This is a genomic window from Burkholderia pseudomultivorans, assembly GCF_902499075.1.
Taxonomy (GTDB): domain Bacteria; phylum Pseudomonadota; class Gammaproteobacteria; order Burkholderiales; family Burkholderiaceae; genus Burkholderia; species Burkholderia pseudomultivorans.
Genome location: NZ_CABVPP010000001.1, coordinates 443,984 through 465,238, shown reverse-complemented (window position 1 = coordinate 465,238; position 21,255 = coordinate 443,984). Strand labels below are relative to the sequence as shown.

Sequence of the window (21,255 nt, the reverse complement as noted above, 5' to 3'; positions counted from 1 at the left end):
TTTCTGTCTTCTAATTGAAAAAAGGCAGTCGGGCTCTTATCCTGTCGATAAATCCCGGTGGCATGGTGATGGTGTGATCCGCCTGTTCCTCATCATCTTGGTATGTGATGCTATTTTTACCAATGGCTAGAGGTTCATGGCCGGGTACGCCGTCCCAAAATACTTTGTATCGACGTTTCGCTACGACATCGCCTTGCTCGTTAGTGATCGTCAAGACAACAGCATCGAAGCTATCACCAAAGAAGTGGCTGTTGTTTGTTCCACTTCCGCAAATGTTGATGGTGTATTTTTTTCCATCAAACTCCTTCAATCCACCATTTAGCTTGCTATTGTAGTTATGGCGTTGGCAATCTGTGTAATCGTGATTGCCCCGAAAGGTAAGCGTGGCTGCACCAGCTACCAACACGAGTAGAGCGATAGCAGCCGCTGCGATGCGGCGCTTCTTCTTCACATTGGTTCTGGTGCTCGACATATCGTATCCAATTTAATCGAAATGGGATTTCTCAGTTTGAGAAGCAGGGGCTTGCTGTAGATCATGAAATCACCGCCCCTGTTGTGCTTCTCACGCCATTCATTGTAGGTCTTGTTGTAGACGGGGTAGTACACATTCTTCTCTAAAAGCTTTCCAAATCCGGGCCTCTTATCAACCGGCTTGTCTATCGGGTCGCCCGGTAGATAAGGCCAATTAATAGTGGTTTCCGTGATCTCGGAACTACCCATCTGAGTATGAACCTTCTTGCCGTCGATCAAGTCACTGACGGCGGCACGGTAAGAAAGAATCATGTCTTTCTTGTTCCAGTGTCCAAGATATTGGCTGTTCCCATCACCTTTATCATTGAAGGAATAGTTGTCTTTCAGGTAAACGTAGATGTGTGTGATGGTTGCAACGGGATCGATGCAATATGCTTTCGTTTGCTTTTCCTTGTCATACTGGAAGTATCTTTCAGCACTGACATCAACCTGTCCTACGGCGGCATACAAATTGAAGTTTCCAAGCGCTGCTGTCAGATCCGTTAGCGCTAAGCCATCAAGAGTCGCACTCGTTGGGATATCCTGAAACTGGAACTGCCAGTCAATATGGAACTGGCGTTCATCGCCTACGAATGCAGATGTATCAAAGGACAGGTTTATAGAACCTTGGTCGATAAAGATCGACTTGAGGTGCCTGGTGATCTTCTTCTTGGCCTCTTTTGCAGCAGCAGGTGAGTAGATCTTCTTGCTGATCAGCTCATCATACCGTTTTTGGACACTGCCGAACCCCAATGCCCACTTGAGTGTGACGGTGGTGTCATCGATGGGCTGCACCGAATTGGGATCGTCGTTGTAGATGTGCTTCGGGCTGGCGAACCACTTCCTTGCGATCTTGGCGGCGACAGGCCAACCAATCTTGTCCATTGCGCCAGGCACATCCTGAAGATCGAACTCGGGGATCTTGTCCTGATCCTCGGCCTCGACGACCTTGGGCTCTGGTTTTGGCGGTTCTTTTGGCTGCTGCTTTTTAGCCTGTTCGGCAAGTAGTTTCTGACGCGCAGCTTCCGCTTGTTGAGCCTTGAGCTGTTCGGCAGTGGGCTTCGGTGGAGGAGGCGGGGGAGTTTCGCCAGGTGCGAGTCTAGCGAAAGAGATTCGCTGAGGCGTGTTGATAGGAACAGCACCTCTGGCTCCAAGGCGTTCCTTCCAAACCGTTCCACGAAAAAACGAGGGTTCCAGTGTGTAATATGGAACCTTCCTCACCACTGCGCCCATAATAGTTCGCTGTCAAATTACAGAACCCAGATGAATATCATAGGTCTGACAATTGAGCAAGAAGGGACGGCGAGTCTGACGAAGGTTAAGAATTGAAAATAGACAGCCACTTCTTTCTTCTCTTGATCGAGTCCTTATCTGCGAGTAGGAAGACGAAGAAATCCTCATAGTGAGGAATCACCATGCCAGAGATGTTCTTCTCAATCTCATACTCTCGTGCCTTGTCAGACATTGCTTCCAGTAGGAGGTGGATCGGTCGGAGGACTTCTACGAGACGCCAGATCACCAGCGGAGCAGCCTTCTCGATTACAAGCTGCCTATGGAAGCAGTCAAACTGGCTCATAGGATGACCGTCTTCAGTGAGGTTCATGGTGAACCCATTGCGGTATCCAGCGCGGTCCATCTTGTACAGAAGATTCGTCGCTGAACGTTCTCGGAGGTGCCACGGCGTGTAGTGCTCGTAGATCGAGCGCGCGACATCCAACCACTTATACAGAGGACTCCTTTCCATTTTGGCTTCGCATACCTCATTCAGATTGAAGTAGCGAGACTGCAACCCATACTCAGTGAAAAAGCCGATGAGTTCCTGATCGTGAGAGGTCAGGGTAGGGAGCGGAGCCGAGGGCGAAAAGTACGCGGGCATTAGCTTCTGGCACTCGCCGTACAGCGTGCGTATGTCGTGTCCGAACTGGTACTTCAACTGCTTGATGGTCGGCGTCCTATAGTCGTTGGTGAGCATGTAATGCGTGACCACCGCCAGCTTAAGAATTCTCTCCAAACCGATGGAAAGATGGAAGAACGCGGAGTAGAAGTAGCCATCCTTGTCTTGGAAGAAGTTTGCCTGGAGCAATAGATCGAAACCAGATAGGATAGTGTTCTTGGTGAGATGCGATTCTTGGGCAAGAAGGCTGAATTTTTTATGAAAACCTAGCAGATTCATATTTGCCGTCTCTCATTAGTGAGTCTGATATCTAGTAAGGCTGACCTAGCCGGAACTTGACGTGCCATTTCGTGGAAGACTTCAGGGAAATCTTCATGAGATGAGCTACAGCTAAGGGAGTGGCCCCCGCTGCGAAGAGTTGGTTTACGCAACTAATGCCGCTCTCGGTTAGAGTCCCGTTCCTCTTATAGTGCCTGGGATGGTATGGCTGCGCGGCGTCGAACACATCCTTCGGAATGGACTGTATGATCTGATTGGTTGTGTCAACCCGCTCCTTATGCTGCTTGATCTGTTTTGAAATCTTCTTCTTAAGTCGCTTTATTTCAAGTAGGTAACTTTTCTCTGCGGCCTCAAACATAAGGCCATCAAAATCAATGGGCATTATGAATTTCTTGCCGACCTCCTTGTGAATCTTGTCCCTTATTTTTTGCACGCGTTCAAGGATCGTGTGATCATATCGCCTTGAATTTTTCCCGGTCTTAGCCAGCTCAGAATAGGAGCCAACGTCTACGGTCAATTGATGCGGCTCATGACCGATGGCGTTTCTGTAGTTGATTAGAGTGATCAATTCCTTCTTTTCGGATTTGGAAATAACGCCTTCGTCGACCAGCACCTTGGTTGCCATGCGCATAATCTTGGATTCGCTCGGCTCCTTCTCTTTGTTGTCCTCATCTTGCAGCTTCAATCTGTCATCTTGCTGAAAAATCTCGTCAGTGCCACGGATGGCTCCAATAATGAAGCGTCGCAGATCTTCTATATAGAAGATGATAAGAATCATTTCAAATGCTCTTAGCTTCAGTTCGTTTGCTTCCAGCGCACTTGGAAGAGGGCCGTGGGGACGATGTGGTTTCATTTGGTTGTAGTTTAAAGAAACATTACTGTGAGCTATAGCTCTATCTCAAGCGATTAAATAAAACGCCTTTAGGTTCTTCGCATGCCCGCAATCAAGGGTCGTGCTTATGACGAGCAGAAGGCGACGCGTCGGGGTGCCAATCGACCAAAATTCCATCATGGAAATGGTAGCACTTTCACACTTTTGGTTAAGATGTTTTTTTCTTTTCATCTCGGTCTTTGAAATTATCCTTGCCAGGAGTGGCAATTGCCAGTGCCATGGTGAGGGGGTAGAATCGATCTATCTGAACCATTGGAAATCCATATGCTGACCGCTGACCTTCCTTTGAACGAGAAGTTGAAAGACCTGATCATAAAACTTGAGAACGATACTCTTGACAAGATCGTGAAAGGTCTTGATGTTCGCGGACAGAGCTACTTTGCCATTCGCACTGGTGAAATCGTGAGTCAGGTGGAGGAGGATAGGGTTTCGGAAGCTTTGGCCAAACTGAATGCCGATCACCTACTTCTCTTGTTGGTGGAAAATAATAAAGGAGACGATTTCAAGGCGGGAGGCACGATCAACATTCATATCTATACCCCTAAACGCTCATTTGAGGGCTATACCGATATTTATCTGGATGAAGATGGAGCTAGGGTAGTTGACCCTATGGAATGGCAGGCTTGGGATGGAAATATTGGGTACTTCAAGTAAGCTACGGGGCAAAAATGGACAGCGCAGAGATTTCGCTCCTCGTGAGAGGAACTGACGGACAGATTAAGTATGTTTCTGAGGGGCTGGGTATTCCTCAGTTTTACAACCTAGTGCGCTCTAGGGATGATGGTAGGCACTTCTTGGTGGATTTCTCACCTGTCATCAATGCCTTGTATGAGATTCACAAGAAGGCGCATGATGAAGGAATTCTGACCAAGTACAACACCATGTACAACTACTGGTTGGATATGAAGACCCACACCAAAGAAATGGTGATGCTTCTTAAAAGTGAGGAGTTGATTAAGCAGTCCAATGCACTCATCAACGAGCTTCACATTGCCCTAAAGAAGGCTGATCGAGCCTTCAATGCCTATAGCAATTCACTTCTTGATGACGTGCTTGCGATCAAGAAAAGTTGCGACATCTACATCGATTCCATGCTCTGTTTGGTGTACGGAAAAGCAGTGCAGGACCTCGCATCGTTCAAGGCGGACGTGGTGGTTGGTGGGTATGCAGACTTCCTTGTGGAGCTTGCAGGGAGGCTGTATCGCCAGTTCGTAAGAGTGGGCAACTTTGACGACTCTTACCTGAAATACATTGCGTTTGAGCAGCCGGACGAACTCCAAGCATACCTAGCCTTGGATTCGGATGAGAGCGCGGCCAGCTTCAAGCTACGGTGCCTTGAGGCGGCTAAGCCGCAGTGCGATGAGGTAAAGCTTTGGGACGAGCACTACACGAGAATTAGACAAGTGAATATCCAATACGACTCTTACCATCAGAGCCATATTAGGGCCGGCCACGAGTTGCGTGATCTGCTCCAGAGGGCACGGTCGCTGAAGAGACTCGTTGATCGACTGAGGGAAGGCAATATTGAATGGGAGACCGGCGAGGACGCCATGAACGCTCTTGCACAAGAGATTCATATTGAGCAACGCGGACACCCCCGGTTGAGATAGGCCGAACAAAGGTGGCGCCGAGGAGTTTACTGGTTAAGCTCCTTTTCGCTTTTCCTTGAAGAGTGAGAGATAGTTCAATGCGCTTGAAATTTTGTTAAGCCGTGTCTTGTCTTTCATCCTGTTCGGACTGAGAGATCAATACTGTCGCATTAAACTTCGCGAATTTGGCTTTGGATCTTCCGTTCTTCCAAGCAACCTTTGCGTTCACATGCATGATGACGGTGCTGCCCGCACGAGAGGTTGTGATTACCTGCTTTTCCTTCAGATAAGCGATGGAGCGGGTAATCGTTCGTTCAGAGTGTCCTAGCAGTTCCTTCAATGTTGCTCTTGATGCAACGATGCTGTTTGTTTTGTCCATCTGCTCCATTAAAAGAAGTAGTAGCTCCAACGCTTTGGGGTTGTCTCCAATGAGTTTTCTTAGGGAGCTGATTTCACTTTCGAAGAGCATCACAAAGCCAAAATTCTCTGGCAAGACTCTCTCTGACTTGACTTCCCCCGTGTGGCTGTCCACTATTTGTTGTTTATAGCTCATTATTATTTCTTCCTTAAAAGTGAGGATTTTGTCCATCCGCGTGGACAAAATTGGCCTAATGCATGACATGAAAATAACGAATATTTTTTTATTGTCAAGAGGCCGGTCAGTGGTCGGTTAAACTATTTTAATGATCGACCAGAGTGCCATCCTGGGTGTCCACCCAGGTGGACATGTACGGTGGCTCGCTGCTCATCTGAAAACCCTTGTCAATCAAGGATCTCGCTTTTTTCACATCTATATCTAATAAGGAGATATTTTCAACCCTACGGGATTGCACCTCTACAAGGGAATTCAATCACGCTTTGAAAAACCCCATCTGCTGTCCGGGCAGCAGACCCCCGAAGCCGCCTTCGGCGTTTCTGTCCCGTTTGCTTGCGCTTCTCTAGCTGCCCTTCGGGCTCCAGTGCTCGGAACTGGATCTAGCTCATCCTCTCTACCCTACGGGTACAGGTCTCGGTGCCCTTCGGGATCTATCCGCAAGATGAGTTGATTTCGATAGACTGCTAAAGCCCTACGGGATCAGGATTACGTTCCCCTACGGGTAGAGTCTGCAAGACGGCAGGCTATATTGTCCTTTGATGCACTCAATCGCCGTGCAGGCTCTTCTTCAGGAAGGCTGCCTATGGGCATGTCCTACGGAGATATCGATTTGTGGACAGAGGTTGAGTTGCCGTGAGGCATGGAAGACTTGTCTTAGGCAGCTACGACTGCCCAGAAGGAGAGCGAAGGCTCTCCCAAAGATGACTTTGCAGTCTATGTAGATTCGTTAGGCAGAGCTTTGATTGGGAGTTGCCCGGAAAACCTTAAAAAAACACCCCAAAACCGCTTTTTTATGTCTCTGGATAGGTAGAGGTAGCCGACAGGCTATTTGCTCTCAAAAAATGAGCTAAAAACACGATCAGTGAGATCGGATAGTTTCGGGTGGATTTAACTTCGTCCGTCAGGACGGCAATGTAGCGAAAGCGAAATATAAAGAAACGCCGAAGGCGGCTTCGGGGGTCTGCTGCCCGGACAGCAGATGGTAGTTGCGCTCAAGCGCCCGTACAGCGCATCAGATCGAGCAGATAGAAGCACCTTTAGGTGCCACATGGTTAGCAGGCGACCGCTGTTCATCCGCAAGATCCGATATTGGTTTCTTGGCGCGAGTACGGAAAAATTTGGCACACCACTGTGCCATGCTGGATGGCACTCTGTTCCATGCCGCGATACTTCTTGAAGTACCGCTGCTAACTGGATTATCTAAACTTTCGTCTTGAGTTGATTGCATTTGCGGCGCTGCTCGGTAGCTTGAACTTTCCATGCTCGATATCAAACTTGACAATGGGTTCCCATTTGGAGTTAACATGGTTTCTGCTGGAGCTATAGAAATAATTGGCGTACTCCATCATATCCTCCATTTGCATTTTTGCTAGGATGACTGTTGTTCCAGGGATGCTGTTTCCCTCACTTTGGAACCGCTCTAAACCGCGCTGACTATGAATCGCCATGATAGGTATGTCAGAGGTGCGGTATGCGACTTCTTCTGATTTTTTATTGGAATCGATGTCTGCCATATCGATCCACCAGTTTGGAACATGTAGCCAAACTTCGATGATGTCTTCTTTTATCTCCATAGTTTTCCTCGTTTTTCCAATTCAATTTTATTGTGAATCGGAATATTGTCAACGATGACTGGTTGATAAGTGAGTCGAGTTTTCTTATGTCGTCCTTGGTGGGGAATTAATATGAGAATAAATCCAAACGTTCCATTCAAGGAAAAAGACAAAGCAAGGATGCTTGGGGCAAAGTGGGATAGTGCAAGGAAGACTTGGTATGTTGTCGATGTGGACGACATTCAGCCCTTCATTCGTTGGATGACTGCCCAGCAAGTCAATCCAAGCTCGTACAAACAGAGACAGAGGGAAGAGCAGTTCTATCGGTTCAGGGATGGTCGCGCGAGGGAGTACAAGCCCAGCAAGACGGAGACTCGCATCCCTCATTGGGAACGGAAGGAGTGATGCCGTGCAACACTTGTTCTTCAACCGGCCTACGCGGCAGAAGCCATAGGTTCTCTGGGTGCCGCCTTAGGCTGTCCCCGGCCCGTTCCTGCGTCCGACGTCGATCTGATCTCGAGCGGCACCACGCAAGGATTCGCGGCCGTCTATGCAGCAGCCCCATTGCTCGGCCTTACCCATGTCAACCTCTTGCACGCACGGCGGGGATTGTGTGCTATATTCGATTCCAGACTATTCTATCTCAGACTATTGACATGCTTGCCAAGTTTTCTTAACTCTAAATGAGAACACAAGGAAAAGCATGGACGATCTATCAAAAATTATTGAATGGCTGCTGCGTCTCGCCACCAAATGGGTAAAGATCGTGATGACAGTGGCTTGCATTTCTAGTCTCTCTATTGCGCCTCTCATGCTCGTTGTAGGAATGGCAGGAGTAGCAGAAGGTAAGCAACAAGAAATCGCTCAGGCTTGGTCATATATTGCGGTATCCATTTTCTTTTTTTTCTCGTCGCCAGTTTTTATCTACAGAATATGGTCCGGGAGGTGGGTCTTCTATACCAAGTGGAAGGTAAGGAGAGAGCTTTCTAGGAAAAATTTTTTCAAGCCTGCGAAATAAGCGATAAATCATTGAATAAATTTGCTTTTTCATAATTTGTACGGTAGTGTACAAATAATGCTTGACAAATTACTTTAATTATGGGTGAAAATATGAGCGACTTTTTGAATTATACTGCTGGTTTGCATGTCTTGGAAAAGATGGGTTCCCAAGAGCGTGTCATTGATCGCCAAAATCAGGACTTGAAGAAAAAGAACGAGGCAATAGGTGATGCGAACCATCGTGCCGGGATGGCTGAAGCCGCTGGCTCATTTGCCAAGAAGGAAGCGAAGCGCTATCAGGAAGAGCGTGATTTCTACAAAGATTTGCTTGCTAAGCCCTTTGCAGAAATCGCAGCTCACGATGGGCGCTTTCGTGAAACCTACGAGAAGCAGCAGGAGATGTTGGCCGATTGGATTGCCTCTCAGCGTGCGTTTCGTGAGCTTGCTATGAAATATGGTAAGTTGGCCGGGAAAACACCAGAAGAGATCAAGGCTGAAGGTTTGGCAACTGAAGCAATCATTCTTGCGGACCAATCTCAGTTTGGTAACACCGTGAATGAAGCCACCAAGGTTGCTGTTAAGCGCAAGAAGGCTCGTGAGGAAAAGGTTGCTCATTCCGCCTGAAAAGAATAAGTTTTGCTATACTTCGGATGTTGCCGCTCATGAAAGCACCTTCGGGTGCTTTCATTCATCTTGACATTCGCTTGGGGCTTTGTATGATCTTCTCGTAACAAGAGAGGATGTATGAGCATAACAAGAAGAATGAGAGCCCTGTTCTGGAAGTTTTGGGCTGACACTGACGAACCCGAGAAAAAGGAATATTGGATAAAAATGGCTGAAGAGAGCTTTGTCTTTGAGGGTTCAAAGCTAGGGGCGCTACTTCCCGAGCAGATCAGCGGTTTTGTATATGGACTCTATGAACCAATCGAATGGGATAACGATAGGCAACCTACGCAGTATCGCGCAGTGCTTGTTATCGTATTTCTCAACGGGGCATCGGAAACCGTGCCTGCTACGGATGAGAACATCCGCATCGCGACCGAAATCAAGAAGCTGAAACTGAAGGCAACACCATGATCACTCGTATCATCGATTCCAACCACATGACTTGGCGAAGACGTTTGCCTTCATGTGAGAAAAACAATGGAATCCAACCACAAGACGACGTCTGACCAATACGTTCAATTCCTGTTTGAGAATGAGCCAATCGCGTTCCTTGTCGACACAAACCTCACCCTAGGTGATATCTTCATCGCCTTGGCATATCCGAGCCTCTATGTGGAAGTGGGGGGGCAGAAGATCGTTATCGACGCTCAGCAACCGGACTTTCACGCCGGGGCCGACGAATACCCTCTGTATGCGTTCCTGAGCCTCTATCCTCAGTTCGCAGAACAGATCGTCCGTTGCCACCCGACTATCACGGCACTGTTCCAGCAGTACATGGAGAAGCAGTGGGATGAGCTGACAGGATCGGGGGACAGCCAAGAATTCCTAGACGGGGAGGCACGGCGTGTTCGCTGCATTTACTGCCTGCCAGAGCTAAAGAAACAGAATTAGGATTCGAATGAGGGGAGCGCCGACCTCAAATTTTTCTCTGGCGCATTTGGAGACCATCATGGATCATCTGACGCACGAACACCTCTTGGCCACTCTGGAAAAAATTGGCCATGTGCTGACTGAGCAGGGGTTTCAGAAGGGTACTTTTCAGATTGGGTTCAATCCGAAGTCGTTAGATGAGAAATTGAGTTCAATTCAGGCGGCGAGTGAGACATCCGAGGAAGCCCCAATCATTACCCCTCAATTTGAGTGCCATTTTGGTGGATGCGGAATGATTTGTTGCACATTCTAAGTAGTTGACACCTCAGCAGTCCGAGCACCTTCGGGTGCTTTTCTTTTTCGATGAGATGACCGTGAGCATGAGCTTCACTAGCCGTATCAAGAAGGAGATGACGGAAGGCATTGTCAGAGCGATCTTGGAAGACGCTCAGTATCGTGTCATTGACAGCGGGATAGAGAAGGTGCTCAGGGAGCTCTCGTGCCTCACCAGTGCCGAGTACGGGGCTCTTGGCTACCCAGACGCGATGAGCCACCTCCCTGACTTCACGGTCATGAACCGGGAGCAGACCACCAAGCAGCTTGTGGAGGTCAAGTATCGGACTAGCTGGAAGAAAGAGCTACTGCTGGAAGTAGAAGACCAGGTGAAGATCTTCGGGGAGATCGTGCTGGTGTCAGTGAATGCCAAAGCTCCCGATCCGAACGGCCACAACTTGCCAGCCCGCTTCTTGCGCTGCTGTCGGCTCAAATACGACGGAGGGATATACAAGGTGGAGCTCAACAGGCAGAACAAAGACAAGAGCACCTACCAGGTATGGGAGCCAGTGAAGGCGCTCAATGATGGCACCTGGTTGTGGTGGGCAATGCGGCCGCTACACGAGGTCTTCAGTCAGCTCAAAGAAGACAGCAACAAGGACACCTTGTTCCATGCTGTAGAAGCTCTAGCGGGTATCCTGGAGCAATAAGAAAAGCACCCTGTGGTGCTTTTCTGTTTACAATGAAGCTTCCGCTTCCAAGTGCAACCGCCTACTTGGATTCCATAGTGAAAACTATGCAAACCAAAGCGGAAAAGGAGAAGGTCATGAACAAGAAAATGACCCGCCTTCTAGTGAGATTGTCAATTGCTATCTTACTTTTGGTATTGGCGACACCAGCTTATTGATGAAATCCTAGCGAACGTATAGCGACGGACAATTGTCATAAGGCCACTTTCAAGTTACCGCTTGAGGTGGCTTTTTCATTATATGGATAAAAATGTCTATGTCAAATCATAGGCGACAAAAAAGCACTTCCCTTGAGTGCTCTTTGTGGATGTTTCACGAGCTCCCGCTCACATTGCCTCACTCTCGCCACCACTCATAATAATGAAAAGAACATGTGTGGCAATTACCAGAATTTCTTCTGTTTGACAGGTGGGTTATAGACTGGAGCATGCTCATAAATGTCTGGTCCCGCCTTGATGGTGCTGATCATGTCTAGATCGCCGCCGTAAGTGTTTGCAAGGTATTCCAACATTTGAGGGTCGGCTGTGTAGACTTGTGGCTTCTCATCCACTTCCATTGTCACGCAGATTGAGTTGCCCACTCTTACTGCTCTAACGTCTTTGACTCGGGTTGTGTCAAAAATTCCAACTCCAGCGGATTGAATAACAGGTATTCTGTTCATTCCTATCATATAAATATCTCCTTGATTATAGTGTCGTGTTGGCGAGGTTCGCGCAACCGATACTTATTAGGTAATATTTTTCGAATAAATCAACTATCAAATTTGATAGTTGACAGATTGTTTGCGAGGGGGGGTGTCGAAAATGTTTGGATTTTTTGGGGGCTATGCCTTGGGTGAAGTCAAGAAAAAGCACCCGAAGGTGCTTGCGCGGTTAATCTTTTTTCTGATCATCTACGCCGCCTGAGGTAGGGGCAGGCTCAATAGGTTTGGCCAACTCTTCCTTGTAGAAGGATTCCGCTTGCTTCATGAGGTCGGTTCCTGATGCACCCGTAGCAACAGCTCTATCAAGGACGTCCTTGGTTCTGTCTGGACCGATCCTGCTCTGCATTCGCCCAATGGTTGCCATGACGGACTTGGCCTTCTTACCATCGATCTGACCTTCGGTATTGCGAGCCGCTGGTACCGCAAAGTCTCCGAACTCTCCACTACCTAAATTGCGTTCCATAAGCTTCTGCCCAATGTCTGTGGCAGCTTGAACTGGACTGCCACCATAGTCAGCATGATCGTTAGCCGCAGATTCAGCGAAGGCACTTTCGAAGTCATTTCTGCCATGTTGAGGATCGGTATTGACAGCTCCAATCAAAGCAGCAGCATAGGCTTCGCTGTTTTGGGCTGCTCGTCTCAACTCTGCATAGTTGTTCTTGAATAGAGCACGAGGGTTAACATTAGCCTTCATGCCGTCAAACTGATTTTTGAAGTCAGCAGCACCTTGACCTGCTTCGCCTTCAAGATTTTTGTCTCCGGCGAGCGCTCTTTCTTTTCTTTCGTTGATTTTATTGTCAATGAAGCTTCCAAGTTTTCCGCCACCTTTTGAGATACTCTTGGCGGCTGCACTAGCTGCAAATCCGCCTAAAGCAGCACCAGCGTTAGCGCCCTTGTCAGCAGCTTGTGAGAACTCACCAGCGAACTGACCTAATTGCGCTCCTGTTGGCCCGCCAATCCACTGTAGTAGCTGATCAGGAAGCTGGAACATTAAGCCAAAGCATTTTCTTATGAAAATGAACATAACAATGAAATAGACCAACGTTCCCATTGCTAAGCCAACTACAGCGCTAAGGCCGGTGAATGACCCTGTGTTCTGAGCAAACACCTCAAAGAAGGTTTTGTTGATAAATTCACCAATTACGGCAGAAATAACGATTGATGCTTCCATGCCGAAGATCATAAGAACTGGTCTAAGAAGTAGTGATAGGACTAGGGTATAGCCATTGCCACCACGTCCGGTTAGATCATCCCCATTTGGATGAAGGTGCATGATTGCCCATAAAGGTGCGGCAATAATGGCTTCAATGACTAGAAGAACCCAGCCAACAATACAACCAATCCAAATAATAAAAGGCATGTTAGGCAAGATGTACTCGGTTCCCATGGCAACACCCATGAGAAGCTTGACAGGTACATCTACGAACCAACCCATCATGCTGACCACAGCGCCAACTAATCCAGTTGTGCCTGTGACTGCTCCTATAATTCCTGCGCCAAGGATCGCAGTGACTAAGCCAAGCATAATGTTTTTGCATGTTGCAATTAACCTGTTTCCTAGGTCATTGGCAATGATAAGGGGGTGGCGTGCATCGTTCTTTAATTCGTAAAGATTCACCCCTGTCATGGATTCGGTAATCTTGGCCTCTATTTTTAGCCACAAGTTGCTTGTTACTTGAGTTTGACCGCCTGTTTCTTTGTCGTTGGTTTCGATTCCGAATGAGTCTGTTGGAGTTGAGTTTTTCGCGCTTGCTAACACTAAGTCGGCCGCACGAAGATACTTGGCTGCATCATCAAAAATAAGAGCATCCATTTTTGGTGATGTGAAATCGCTGGTTGCTGTTGAGCTGACTGACTTGTTGATTCGATCATTCATTTGAATGATTCTAGTAAACCAAGCGCCAGCTAGTATCCAGCCTTGATTGCTGGCTGAAGATTTGATTTTTTCGTAAGCATCGCCAGTGGACAAACCATCGGCCGTGGACTTCACACCGCTAAGATAGTCGTCTGCTGCTTGGCTTATTTGTGCGTAGTAGGCAGCGGCCTGGTCAGGTGTCATGGAAACGCCTTCGCCACTTTGAGCAGAAGCTAGAACTTGCTTGGCTAGGCTATCCATCTTGTTTACTAATGCGTCTGTCTGGGTATTTTGTGCCTTATTGATAGCAGACACATCCATTGGAGCGAAAATGGTACCTAAATCGCCAAGGTATCCTGCATTGGTAGAAGGGCTAGTGTTGGCGACAGTGGTGTCGATGGTAGTGTCCTGAGGATAATTGACAGCACCACAACCGTTTCTTCTTACGCTCGAAGATGCATCTCCATAGACATAGCCTTGTGGTGTTTGAATTTTGGAGTAAGAATATTGACCCCATTTCAATAGAGAGTCGGATTCAGCGATTGCTTTGGCGTAGGACTGATAGCAAATAGAGGATCTAAAAGCGTCTTGTGCTACAGCGAGAACCTGTGCTCTTGCGTTAGCTACATTGGTGTTGGCTGCTGAAGTAGGGTTGCTCATATATGCCGACCACACACCATCAGCTAATCCAATGCCTTGGACAACAAGCCACATAACAAGGGCCTGCATCACGCAATAACCACCGCCAACGACGGGAAGGACTAGGGCAGTACCTATTGAATATCTGACGGGTATCCACACTGAAGAGAATTTCTTTCCCAACATCTCTCCATCGTGCGCTGTGTTCAGTGTCCCGGCCAATATGGTGTAGGCCGCTAAAATCCCGCCGATAATCAAGCAACCGCCATTGAACATTTTGATACCGGCAAGCAGCGGATCAGAGCCACCACCACTGTCCAGTAAGCCGCCAAAGATTGCTCCTAGCACCTTCATGGAGACATCGCCAGCGGGAACATCAAATAGATTGGAGGCAAATGCTAGGCTAGGTAGCAGCATTGCTAGTAGCGTGATTGCGCTTTTTCTTATTTTTATCATCGTCGTCCCTTTTATTTTTGTTGTGCAGGGATATATTTCTCCCTATGTATACAAGTTACAAGGGAATTTGAAAATGTCAAAATAGTGGGCAATAAAAAACTCAGGCAGGTGCTGCGTGCCTAATGCATTGCTTTTCGTAGTACAATAGGTTTCGATTTGTACCGTTCGTAATAATTATAGGGGTAATATGTCAGTCCTCAGTGATCTCATTAGTCTGAAGGGGCTTGTTACGGTAACGGCCACCTTTGCACTCACTATTAAATCCTTGCGTCTTACTTGGAACGTCAATAAGAAGAACGTTCATGTGAACGGCAACAATAACGCTGTTTCCGTTGTCTACAACGAAGCCCTGGCGCCGGCGCAAAAGAGTTTCAGGTATCTCTGGAATCTGTTAGCTATCGCAGTTTTTCTTGCTTATCCATTGGCGGGGGCGGCGTTCAATTCTTCTATCAGAATCGTGGCATGCATTGGCGTTCCCATTGCCTTGGGTGCAGCAATTGTGCATTGCGTGAGATTTGGTTTTGGGCGCAGGCTCTGGGATCTTTTTTATGTGATCGGAGCGGGCATCGTGTGTTGGCTAACTTGGTGCGCGACACCTTTCTTGGAATACACAGCGAGCCAAGCAGCGTCGTTGTATCCCAATATGCGTGCTGCGTTAGGTTTGTTCTCTGGTGGCACTTCTTTGCTGGATCTGAGCTATGCGATAACCAAAACTATTGGCTATCCACTGATCTCGGTTATCGGATTTTCCATGCTGTTCCTGTCAGTTCTCTATTTGGTCTTCGCATTCCTTACGGAGCGGACATTTGATGGGGCGCTGAAATTCTCGGTTTCTCAGGTCGGCATGGGCGCGTTAGGCTATATTTTGGCTTGCAATCTGTTTGTGGCGATGTTTTTGCAAAATTTCGCTTACATAAAGGCCGTGCTGCTCACTCCAATCGAGCCGTTCTTGAACTGAAGGCGGTAATCGTAAAAAAAAGCACCCGTTTGGGTGCTTTTTTGTGTCTATCCGTTCTTAGTAGGCCGTAGTGGCATTCAATGGGAGGCGGAGCCCGATACTGTTTGCCTGTCGCTACTTTATGTGCGGAAAAATGCGACACGCCATTTCCCATCGCTCAGTTTTGTTTTCCAGATAAGCCAGTTTAATGGGATGAGCGCGAGAAATGCGAATTTGGCAGAGAAGGTTACATGAGCATTTGTGGATACATCGCCATTGGCATGCATCAGGTAAACTGCTGTGAACAGGGCGGCTAGGAGCCACGTGAGGAAATTCAAAAGAGAAAATACAATTATGATGCCAATTGAGCGGCCGAGGTCGAAGTACAAAGGGCGATTGTTCTTTTTTGGATCTTGCATACTACCCCCTATTCAGTAATTTTTAAAATTAGGTCGCTGACTATAACACGACACAAATGTGTGTGCATGTGTGAGTTGACCAGTTCGTGCTGGAACCGCTTGGTCCATGCTCCAACAACGTACACTCGCGCATAGTTTCTCCAATTCATATGACAAAGCACCCTTTCGAGCGCTTTGCGTCACACAGCTTGAAGATAGATCGTCAGTTGGTGATCCACATGCCTACGTAGCCCGTCTTGGAAGTGTCAGTAGGGATGCCGCGCTCCACGATCAGCGATTTGGCAGAAGAGCCGGAACCGATCTTGTATGCAGTAAAGTAAGTGTTTGCGCTTGGGCTCGTGACCGCACTGCCTGAAAGCAGGGCGCTGAACTGAGCAGCCGTGATATTGGCCGTACCATTGTTGAAGGTGACGTTGCCGCTGCTGTCCACGGTCATGCTTGCTGTGGATGAGTCGGGAGCCGAATTCTGACCTTGGGGGTTGCCGGCCGCGCTTTGATATGAGCAGTCCTCGATGTTGTAGAGGGTCTGCCCAGCAAGGTCCGCCGCATTGGTGACTTGGGTAGCTTGATTGGTGCCGTCGCTTGTGCTGATCGCGGCCCCCACATAGCGGCTCTTCGTTCCCGTTCCCACCGTGCCATTGGACGGCAGGGAATCGCACAACATGATCACGCTGCCTTGAGCGCGATTCGTAATGTAGAAGCCAGACGCCGACATGCTGCCCTGGGTGGCGTCGGTAATCGTCAGATCCGTATTCCCACTATCCAGCGCCAGAGTGCCGCCATTGGCCGTGGCATTGGATACGGTGCCAGCACTGCCCGAAAGGGAGGACTGGGTACCATACTTGTAGAGGGCGTACTGAGTTGGCTTCAGGCTTGAGCTCGTGGTCGAGCCCCCCGTCGATGTAGAGCCGCCTGAGGTAGTTCCAGAGCCATTGCTGGAGCTGTCAGAGCCGCCATTACCACCCCCGCACGCGGCCAGGACGATCACCGCACCAAGAGCCACAACCAGTGTTTTTTTCTTCATGTTGCCCCTTGCTAAGTCGTTGATATCTATACTGAAACCAAGGAATAGTCTGAAATCGACTATTCTGGTCGAGACTATAGCATGCCCGGATGCTATATGGTCAACGGTACGAGAAGCTCAGACGTGTCCTGAGGGAGGTGCGCCGCGAAGCGAATCTCACCCAGGTTCAGCTTGCTGAAAAATTGGGCAAGGGGCAGAGCTATGTCTCGAAGCTAGAGAGGGGCGAGCAGTACATGGATGTGCTTGAATTTGTGGAATGGTGCGAAGCATGTAGTGCTGCGCCAGGTGAAGTGATAGCAAGGCTCTAAGAAACTATCGACCTGGAGGGAAGGTCACAGTGTGGTGCCTTTTGTTTTGTGCATATAAAGAAAAAGCTCCAGCACTGTTGTGTTGGAGCCTTCATTCACAAATATAAATAAGCCGGGTATCGGGCCTATTGACCTGATTGGGTTCAAGTCATTTCTATTATCTAAAGAAATTCACAAAAGTCAACGGCAGGTCGCGTACTTTATGGGCGGCTTTCTCATTTATCTTGGCCGATTGGAGTGCGTGATCTTATCTCGATTGGTTGAGCGCTTGAAATCCAGCTTGATGATGTCTATTCCGCCACTGCCATTTAGTTTGGTGGTGATCGAGGAGATGTTGGGTAGCTTCAATAGCTCCATTATTTTTTTGACTCCCTCCTTGATTCCACATGTCCGGCTATACTGAAGAAATATCCCATTATCCAGATCTTCTTGGTGGTAGAATTTACTTCGCAAGCCATGAATCTTACCTGCTGGGCTATATGTGCTCTTCTGATTTGGCATTTCTTCTCGTTTTATAGTTGTTCTGTAAATTCTCCTGGATTAATTGGCATCGTCAACTATCAAATTTGATAGTTCCAAAGTAAAAAAGCACCCCGGAGAGTGCTTTTCTTTCTGCTGATCGCCATGGAGCTTACGCTGCCGCTGCTTCCTTCTTGGTAAACGGATTCGCCGGTGCCGGGTCTTTCGGATTGGCGATGGCGTGAAGCAACGCCTTCAGCTCCGCCTTGCCTTCTTCGGTTTTGAAATACTCCGTACCTTCCGGCGTGTAGAAGGGCTTCAGGCTCTTCTCATCCTTACCGTGTTCAGCCAACACCTTGGCAATCGTCTGATAGGGTGCCTTCAGGCTAGAGGTCGCTTGCTCATAGATGCGGCCTTTGTGGTAGTCGACGCCACGCGGCGTGCCCGGAATCTTGATGAGGATGGGGTTAGCATCGCTGGGACGAGTAGCGCGCGGCTTCGAGCCTTCGGCTTTACCGCCTTTACCCTTGGTTGCCTTCGGGGCAGTCACACCGAGTTGGTCGGCCGAGAAGTGATGGATGGCTTGCAGGTTCACCATCAAATTCAGAGCGGATTCCGGTGTGAAATCAGCCGGGGTGAAAAGCTCCAGCGCCGAAATCTTCAATTCCGTTACTTGCTTCTTCAGAGCTTCGATCTTGCTGTCACGTTCAGCGAAGATCTTGCTGTTTTCTTGAAGGAGGCTCAGATACTCCTTTTGCTCCTCAGGGCTGAGGGCGTAGCGGTTTGCGTCCAGTTCTGCGAAACGCTCTGCCTTGGCTTGCGTGAGGAAGATGTTGCTCATATATGCAGCTCCAGTGTGTAGTTCAGTAAGTTGAGGATGTTAGTCATATCAACAACTCACTCAATCAATCCATGTGTTTGTTGATGGAGGTACTTTATGATGAAGGTATAGAAGAGTCAACATAGTTGACCCTTCTTGAGGAGGAAATTTTATGATTGAGGGGGCTTCTGTGGGAGAGTGCTTTGTAGCTTGTGATGCAGATGGTGAGCGTTGACAGCTTGCATGAGCTGAACAGAAGGGTCTTTCACGTCGCTAACGTCAAGATCATGATCGAGAAGAAGGTACACGAACTCGCCAAAGCCAAAATCGGTGCCCTTGAAGGTGGCAAGCAGATCCGCCACGGAGAACTCCACCAAGTTTTCCCCAATGACGCGCTTTGCTTTCCTGTTAGGGTTTGCGCCGTTTGCTAGAGCTTCCTTCATTGGCTTATGTAGATCGGCCAGAGAAGCGGACCCCATTTTGTTGTAAAGCCAAGCTGCAAGATTTTCTTCTGGAGTGGAGTAGTGCTCCACATAGTCTAAGATGAAGCCTTCTACTGCTTCGGGTGGGGCGGTCAGCGAATCGAAGAAGGGCATCGGTTCTGCTTGGCTTGAGCAGATGATGAGAGGAGTGGGAGGGAAGAACTTTGCGTCAAAGATCCCTTCCAGTCTATGTAGCCTCACATGGCTTTCAGCCGTTGAAGCTACAGTGAGGTTGTCCAGCCATTCCCGGACATCTCCAACCCGATAGGCAATGTTCTTAGGTTTCTTGATGAACTTGGGGCCCTTGCCGCTCACTCTCCATTTTTGGAGGGTGCTGATCGATTCATCAATCCATTCGGCAAGAGATTCTTCGCTGATGAGTTTCGAATCAGGGTAGCTGTCGATGTCATCCTCACCCCTGCCCATGGAGTGCGAAATAGTCTCCAAAACAGCAATCAAATGATATGGGGTGAGGGTGGTATCGGGAGGCAGGCTCTTGAGCTTAAAAATGAACTCATCAGGTGTCATTTTCTGATTTCTCTGGCAACGTGGCAGTGAGCTTGGCTGCTTGGGATATGAAGAAATCCTCCACCTTTTGCAGCGCTGCCTTAATCTTATCGTAGTTCCGCATGAGGTAGTGTTCGTTCACATCGTTCATCTTGTGCTTGAGCAGGAAGTTGTACGTACGCTCGTTGATGTCCAGCCAAGTTGCAGCCGTGCCCCATGTACGGCGCAGATCGTGATGAGAGATCAGTTTGCCGGAGGCTTCTGCAATGTTCTTGAAGTGAAACTTGGCATCCTGAGGAATGTGTCCTGTTTTGCTATCGGCATAGCCGAAAACGTACTCGTTGATTGCAAGCTCCTTGCGACGCTTTAGGATTTCCAGTGCAAGATGGGTGAGGGGGAATTTGTAATCGTCACTATTTTTTGTTGCGTCGTAGTTGACTTCTTCGAGCTCAAAATCAACTTGATCCCATTTCAGATTGGCGATTTCGATGGAGCGGCCAGCTTGGAGTAGTGAGAATAAAATATAATCACTTGCTACTTCGTTGTGCTGTCGGTAGGCAAGCAGAGCATTCCACCACAAAGCGAATTCCTCTTTTCGGAATTCAACCATGTTGGTCCGCTTCTTGGGCTTTGTCCATTTGCGATAGACGGACAGGACATCTACTGGATTACGGAAGTTTTCCTTAATGTCAAGTTCTAGGCGCGGAATGATGAAGTTGTAGGCCGAGCTCAGGTACTTGAAGCACATCTGGTGGGTGCGCGTGATCGGGATGAGGCCATCTTTTTTCGATACACGAAGAGGTTTTGCTACTTCAAACATATTGAATCGATCTAGGATTTCTTCGCGTGTGATCGAGCGGAAAGGGCGTGCCAACCAATCGGAGAGTTTTGCTTGACGATCAACAAGCCATTTCCCGTCTTCTTTGGGGTCCTTCTTGAGCAGGGTAATGGTTTTCTCGCCAAAGTAGTCATGGCACTGCTTGACTCCCTTGATGGTGCCTATCTTGCCACCTTTAGCTTTTTCCAAGTGCTCTTTGGTGTACTCGTCCAGCAGCCATTTCAGAGTTTGGATGGTGTGTTCCTCAGACTTCTGTTCCTCAGCTTTCTTGGCGCGAATTTCCTGAAGTGGATCGATGCCTGAACTCAGTTCAGCAAGCTTCTTGCTGGCGAGCTTGCGTGCTTCGTCCAAAGTGATCTGTCCGTACTTCCCAAGCGTCACTCGCTTGGGGGCTCCATGAGCGACCCGCTTGTAGACGATGAAGGTCTTCGCTGTCTTGCCAATGCGAAGGGCGAAGCCCGGTAGGGTGGTATCGTAGATCGTGACCTGCTTGCCATCCGTGCAGAGGGGGAAGCTCTCAATTTCCTTGAGCGTCAGTTTGGTCTTGGTTGGGTAGCTGTACACGTTTCGAGTAGCCCTGAGGGAAGTCTGTAGCCTTGATTCTGGCGCAGGCTACAGGACGTGTCTAGGCTACATGCTAGGCTACGCGTGAGTGGCAAAAAGTGGCAACGAACGGCAACCGCTGAAAACAATAAATCCAGCAAAAACAGGAAGTTATGGATTTTTTGTGGGTAAATCAGAGCTCTGAAATGCTCACGACAGCGGACTCATAATCGATTGGTCGCGGGTTCAAATCCCGCCGGGCCCACCAGATTCGTTTCCAGGGTTGTCCGAGGGAATATCGAAACCCGCGATGCCGAAAGGCTTCGCGGGTTTTTTGTTTCGTGACGCGTCCAGGGGATTCCGGGCGCGTCGGCGCATCGAGTCCGTCCTGAAACA

The 21,255-nt window shown here is 48.5% G+C and carries 23 protein-coding genes; 11 read left to right on the top strand and 12 right to left on the bottom strand.

From position 1 onward, the window contains the following. Positions 1-10: 10 nt before the first annotated feature. The 4 genes from BST28156_RS02035 to BST28156_RS02020 all read right to left on the bottom strand — a co-directional run bounded on the left by BST28156_RS02035 (position 11) and on the right by BST28156_RS02020 (position 3,536). Positions 11-472: a hypothetical protein gene (locus BST28156_RS02035; RefSeq protein ID WP_174901328.1), complete on the bottom strand. Its 462-nt coding sequence runs from the start codon at positions 470-472 to the stop codon at positions 11-13. Then, complete coding sequence (locus tag BST28156_RS02030) at positions 448-1,743, bottom strand: DUF6402 family protein (RefSeq protein ID WP_174901327.1); 1,296 nt, start codon at positions 1,741-1,743, stop codon at positions 448-450. Before BST28156_RS02030 ends, BST28156_RS02035 begins: the two co-directional genes overlap by 25 nt. An 85-nt stretch (positions 1,744-1,828) precedes the next feature. Continuing rightward, positions 1,829-2,683 (bottom strand): hypothetical protein, encoded by an 855-nt coding sequence (locus BST28156_RS02025; protein WP_174901326.1) that lies wholly within the window; start codon positions 2,681-2,683, stop codon positions 1,829-1,831. Positions 2,684-2,714: 31 nt separating this feature from the next. Next, positions 2,715-3,536 carry a hypothetical protein gene (locus tag BST28156_RS02020; protein WP_174901325.1) on the bottom strand — a complete coding sequence of 274 codons (822 nt, stop codon included), beginning with the start codon at positions 3,534-3,536 and terminating at the stop codon, positions 2,715-2,717. 303 nt (positions 3,537-3,839) lie between these two features. Between BST28156_RS02020 and BST28156_RS02015 the strand changes: the two genes are divergently transcribed. Next, positions 3,840-4,229 carry a hypothetical protein gene (locus BST28156_RS02015; protein WP_059825503.1) on the top strand — a complete coding sequence of 130 codons (390 nt, stop codon included), beginning with the start codon at positions 3,840-3,842 and terminating at the stop codon, positions 4,227-4,229. Then, a complete protein-coding gene (locus BST28156_RS02010) occupies positions 4,190-5,185 on the top strand; it encodes a hypothetical protein (RefSeq protein WP_174901324.1) in 996 nt (331 codons plus the stop codon). The genes BST28156_RS02015 and BST28156_RS02010 overlap by 40 nt, the downstream gene beginning before the upstream one ends. A gap of 94 nt (positions 5,186-5,279) precedes the next feature. Here the strand turns inward: BST28156_RS02010 and BST28156_RS02005 are convergent, their stop codons facing one another. After that, a complete protein-coding gene (locus tag BST28156_RS02005) occupies positions 5,280-5,717 on the bottom strand; it encodes a replication/maintenance protein RepL (RefSeq protein ID WP_174901323.1) in 438 nt (145 codons plus the stop codon). A gap of 1,238 nt (positions 5,718-6,955) precedes the next feature. Beyond that, positions 6,956-7,333 carry a hypothetical protein gene (locus BST28156_RS02000; protein WP_174901322.1) on the bottom strand — a complete coding sequence of 126 codons (378 nt, stop codon included), beginning with the start codon at positions 7,331-7,333 and terminating at the stop codon, positions 6,956-6,958. Positions 7,334-7,444: 111 nt separating this feature from the next. Between BST28156_RS02000 and BST28156_RS35035 the strand changes: the two genes are divergently transcribed. From BST28156_RS35035 to BST28156_RS01970, 7 genes are all read left to right on the top strand, one after another. Next, a complete protein-coding gene (locus BST28156_RS35035) occupies positions 7,445-7,717 on the top strand; it encodes a DUF5710 domain-containing protein (RefSeq protein WP_367651218.1) in 273 nt (90 codons plus the stop codon). Between the two features lie 298 nt (positions 7,718-8,015). Further along, positions 8,016-8,330, top strand: a complete 315-nt coding sequence (locus BST28156_RS01995) for a hypothetical protein (RefSeq protein ID WP_174901321.1) — start codon at positions 8,016-8,018, stop codon at positions 8,328-8,330. A gap of 92 nt (positions 8,331-8,422) precedes the next feature. After that, entirely contained in the window at positions 8,423-8,935 is a 513-nt protein-coding gene (locus tag BST28156_RS01990) for a hypothetical protein (RefSeq protein WP_174901320.1), read from the top strand. A 138-nt stretch (positions 8,936-9,073) separates the two neighbouring features. Continuing rightward, positions 9,074-9,388, top strand: a complete 315-nt coding sequence (locus BST28156_RS01985; protein ID WP_174901319.1) for a hypothetical protein — start codon at positions 9,074-9,076, stop codon at positions 9,386-9,388. Positions 9,389-9,454: 66 nt separating this feature from the next. Further along, positions 9,455-9,868 carry a hypothetical protein gene (locus BST28156_RS34635; protein ID WP_059825516.1) on the top strand — a complete coding sequence of 138 codons (414 nt, stop codon included), beginning with the start codon at positions 9,455-9,457 and terminating at the stop codon, positions 9,866-9,868. 58 nt (positions 9,869-9,926) lie between these two features. After that, positions 9,927-10,160, top strand: a complete 234-nt coding sequence (locus BST28156_RS01975; protein WP_156444529.1) for a hypothetical protein — start codon at positions 9,927-9,929, stop codon at positions 10,158-10,160. A gap of 67 nt (positions 10,161-10,227) precedes the next feature. Beyond that, positions 10,228-10,830, top strand: a complete 603-nt coding sequence (locus BST28156_RS01970; protein ID WP_059825664.1) for a hypothetical protein — start codon at positions 10,228-10,230, stop codon at positions 10,828-10,830. Positions 10,831-11,251: 421 nt separating this feature from the next. On the opposite strand, the gene BST28156_RS01965 is transcribed toward BST28156_RS01970, so the two are convergent. Further along, on the bottom strand, positions 11,252-11,539 hold the full coding sequence (locus BST28156_RS01965) for a hypothetical protein (protein WP_174901318.1): 288 nt from the start codon (positions 11,537-11,539) through the stop codon (positions 11,252-11,254). 202 nt (positions 11,540-11,741) lie between these two features. Then, the gene (locus BST28156_RS01960) at positions 11,742-14,483 is read right to left on the bottom strand and encodes a DotA/TraY family protein (RefSeq protein ID WP_254596332.1); all 2,742 of its coding nucleotides are present in this window, start codon (positions 14,481-14,483) and stop codon (positions 11,742-11,744) included. 226 nt (positions 14,484-14,709) lie between these two features. On the opposite strand from BST28156_RS01960, the gene BST28156_RS01955 reads away from it, so the two are divergent. After that, on the top strand, positions 14,710-15,480 hold the full coding sequence (locus BST28156_RS01955) for a hypothetical protein (protein ID WP_174901316.1): 771 nt from the start codon (positions 14,710-14,712) through the stop codon (positions 15,478-15,480). A 600-nt stretch (positions 15,481-16,080) separates the two neighbouring features. Here BST28156_RS01955 and BST28156_RS01950 read toward each other — a convergent pair. Then, on the bottom strand, positions 16,081-16,902 hold the full coding sequence (locus BST28156_RS01950) for a hypothetical protein (protein ID WP_156444532.1): 822 nt from the start codon (positions 16,900-16,902) through the stop codon (positions 16,081-16,083). A gap of 89 nt (positions 16,903-16,991) precedes the next feature. On the opposite strand from BST28156_RS01950, the gene BST28156_RS01945 reads away from it, so the two are divergent. Beyond that, positions 16,992-17,210, top strand: a complete 219-nt coding sequence (locus BST28156_RS01945; RefSeq protein WP_060080794.1) for a helix-turn-helix domain-containing protein — start codon at positions 16,992-16,994, stop codon at positions 17,208-17,210. A gap of 631 nt (positions 17,211-17,841) precedes the next feature. On the opposite strand, the gene BST28156_RS01940 is transcribed toward BST28156_RS01945, so the two are convergent. From BST28156_RS01940 to BST28156_RS01930, 3 genes are all read right to left on the bottom strand, one after another. Then, positions 17,842-18,510: a hypothetical protein gene (locus BST28156_RS01940; RefSeq protein WP_174901315.1), complete on the bottom strand. Its 669-nt coding sequence runs from the start codon at positions 18,508-18,510 to the stop codon at positions 17,842-17,844. A 149-nt stretch (positions 18,511-18,659) separates the two neighbouring features. Continuing rightward, positions 18,660-19,499, bottom strand: a complete 840-nt coding sequence (locus BST28156_RS01935) for a helix-turn-helix transcriptional regulator (protein ID WP_174901314.1) — start codon at positions 19,497-19,499, stop codon at positions 18,660-18,662. Next, on the bottom strand, positions 19,489-20,880 hold the full coding sequence (locus tag BST28156_RS01930; RefSeq protein WP_174901313.1) for a tyrosine-type recombinase/integrase: 1,392 nt from the start codon (positions 20,878-20,880) through the stop codon (positions 19,489-19,491). The genes BST28156_RS01935 and BST28156_RS01930 overlap by 11 nt, the downstream gene beginning before the upstream one ends. Positions 20,881-21,255 lie beyond the last annotated feature (375 nt).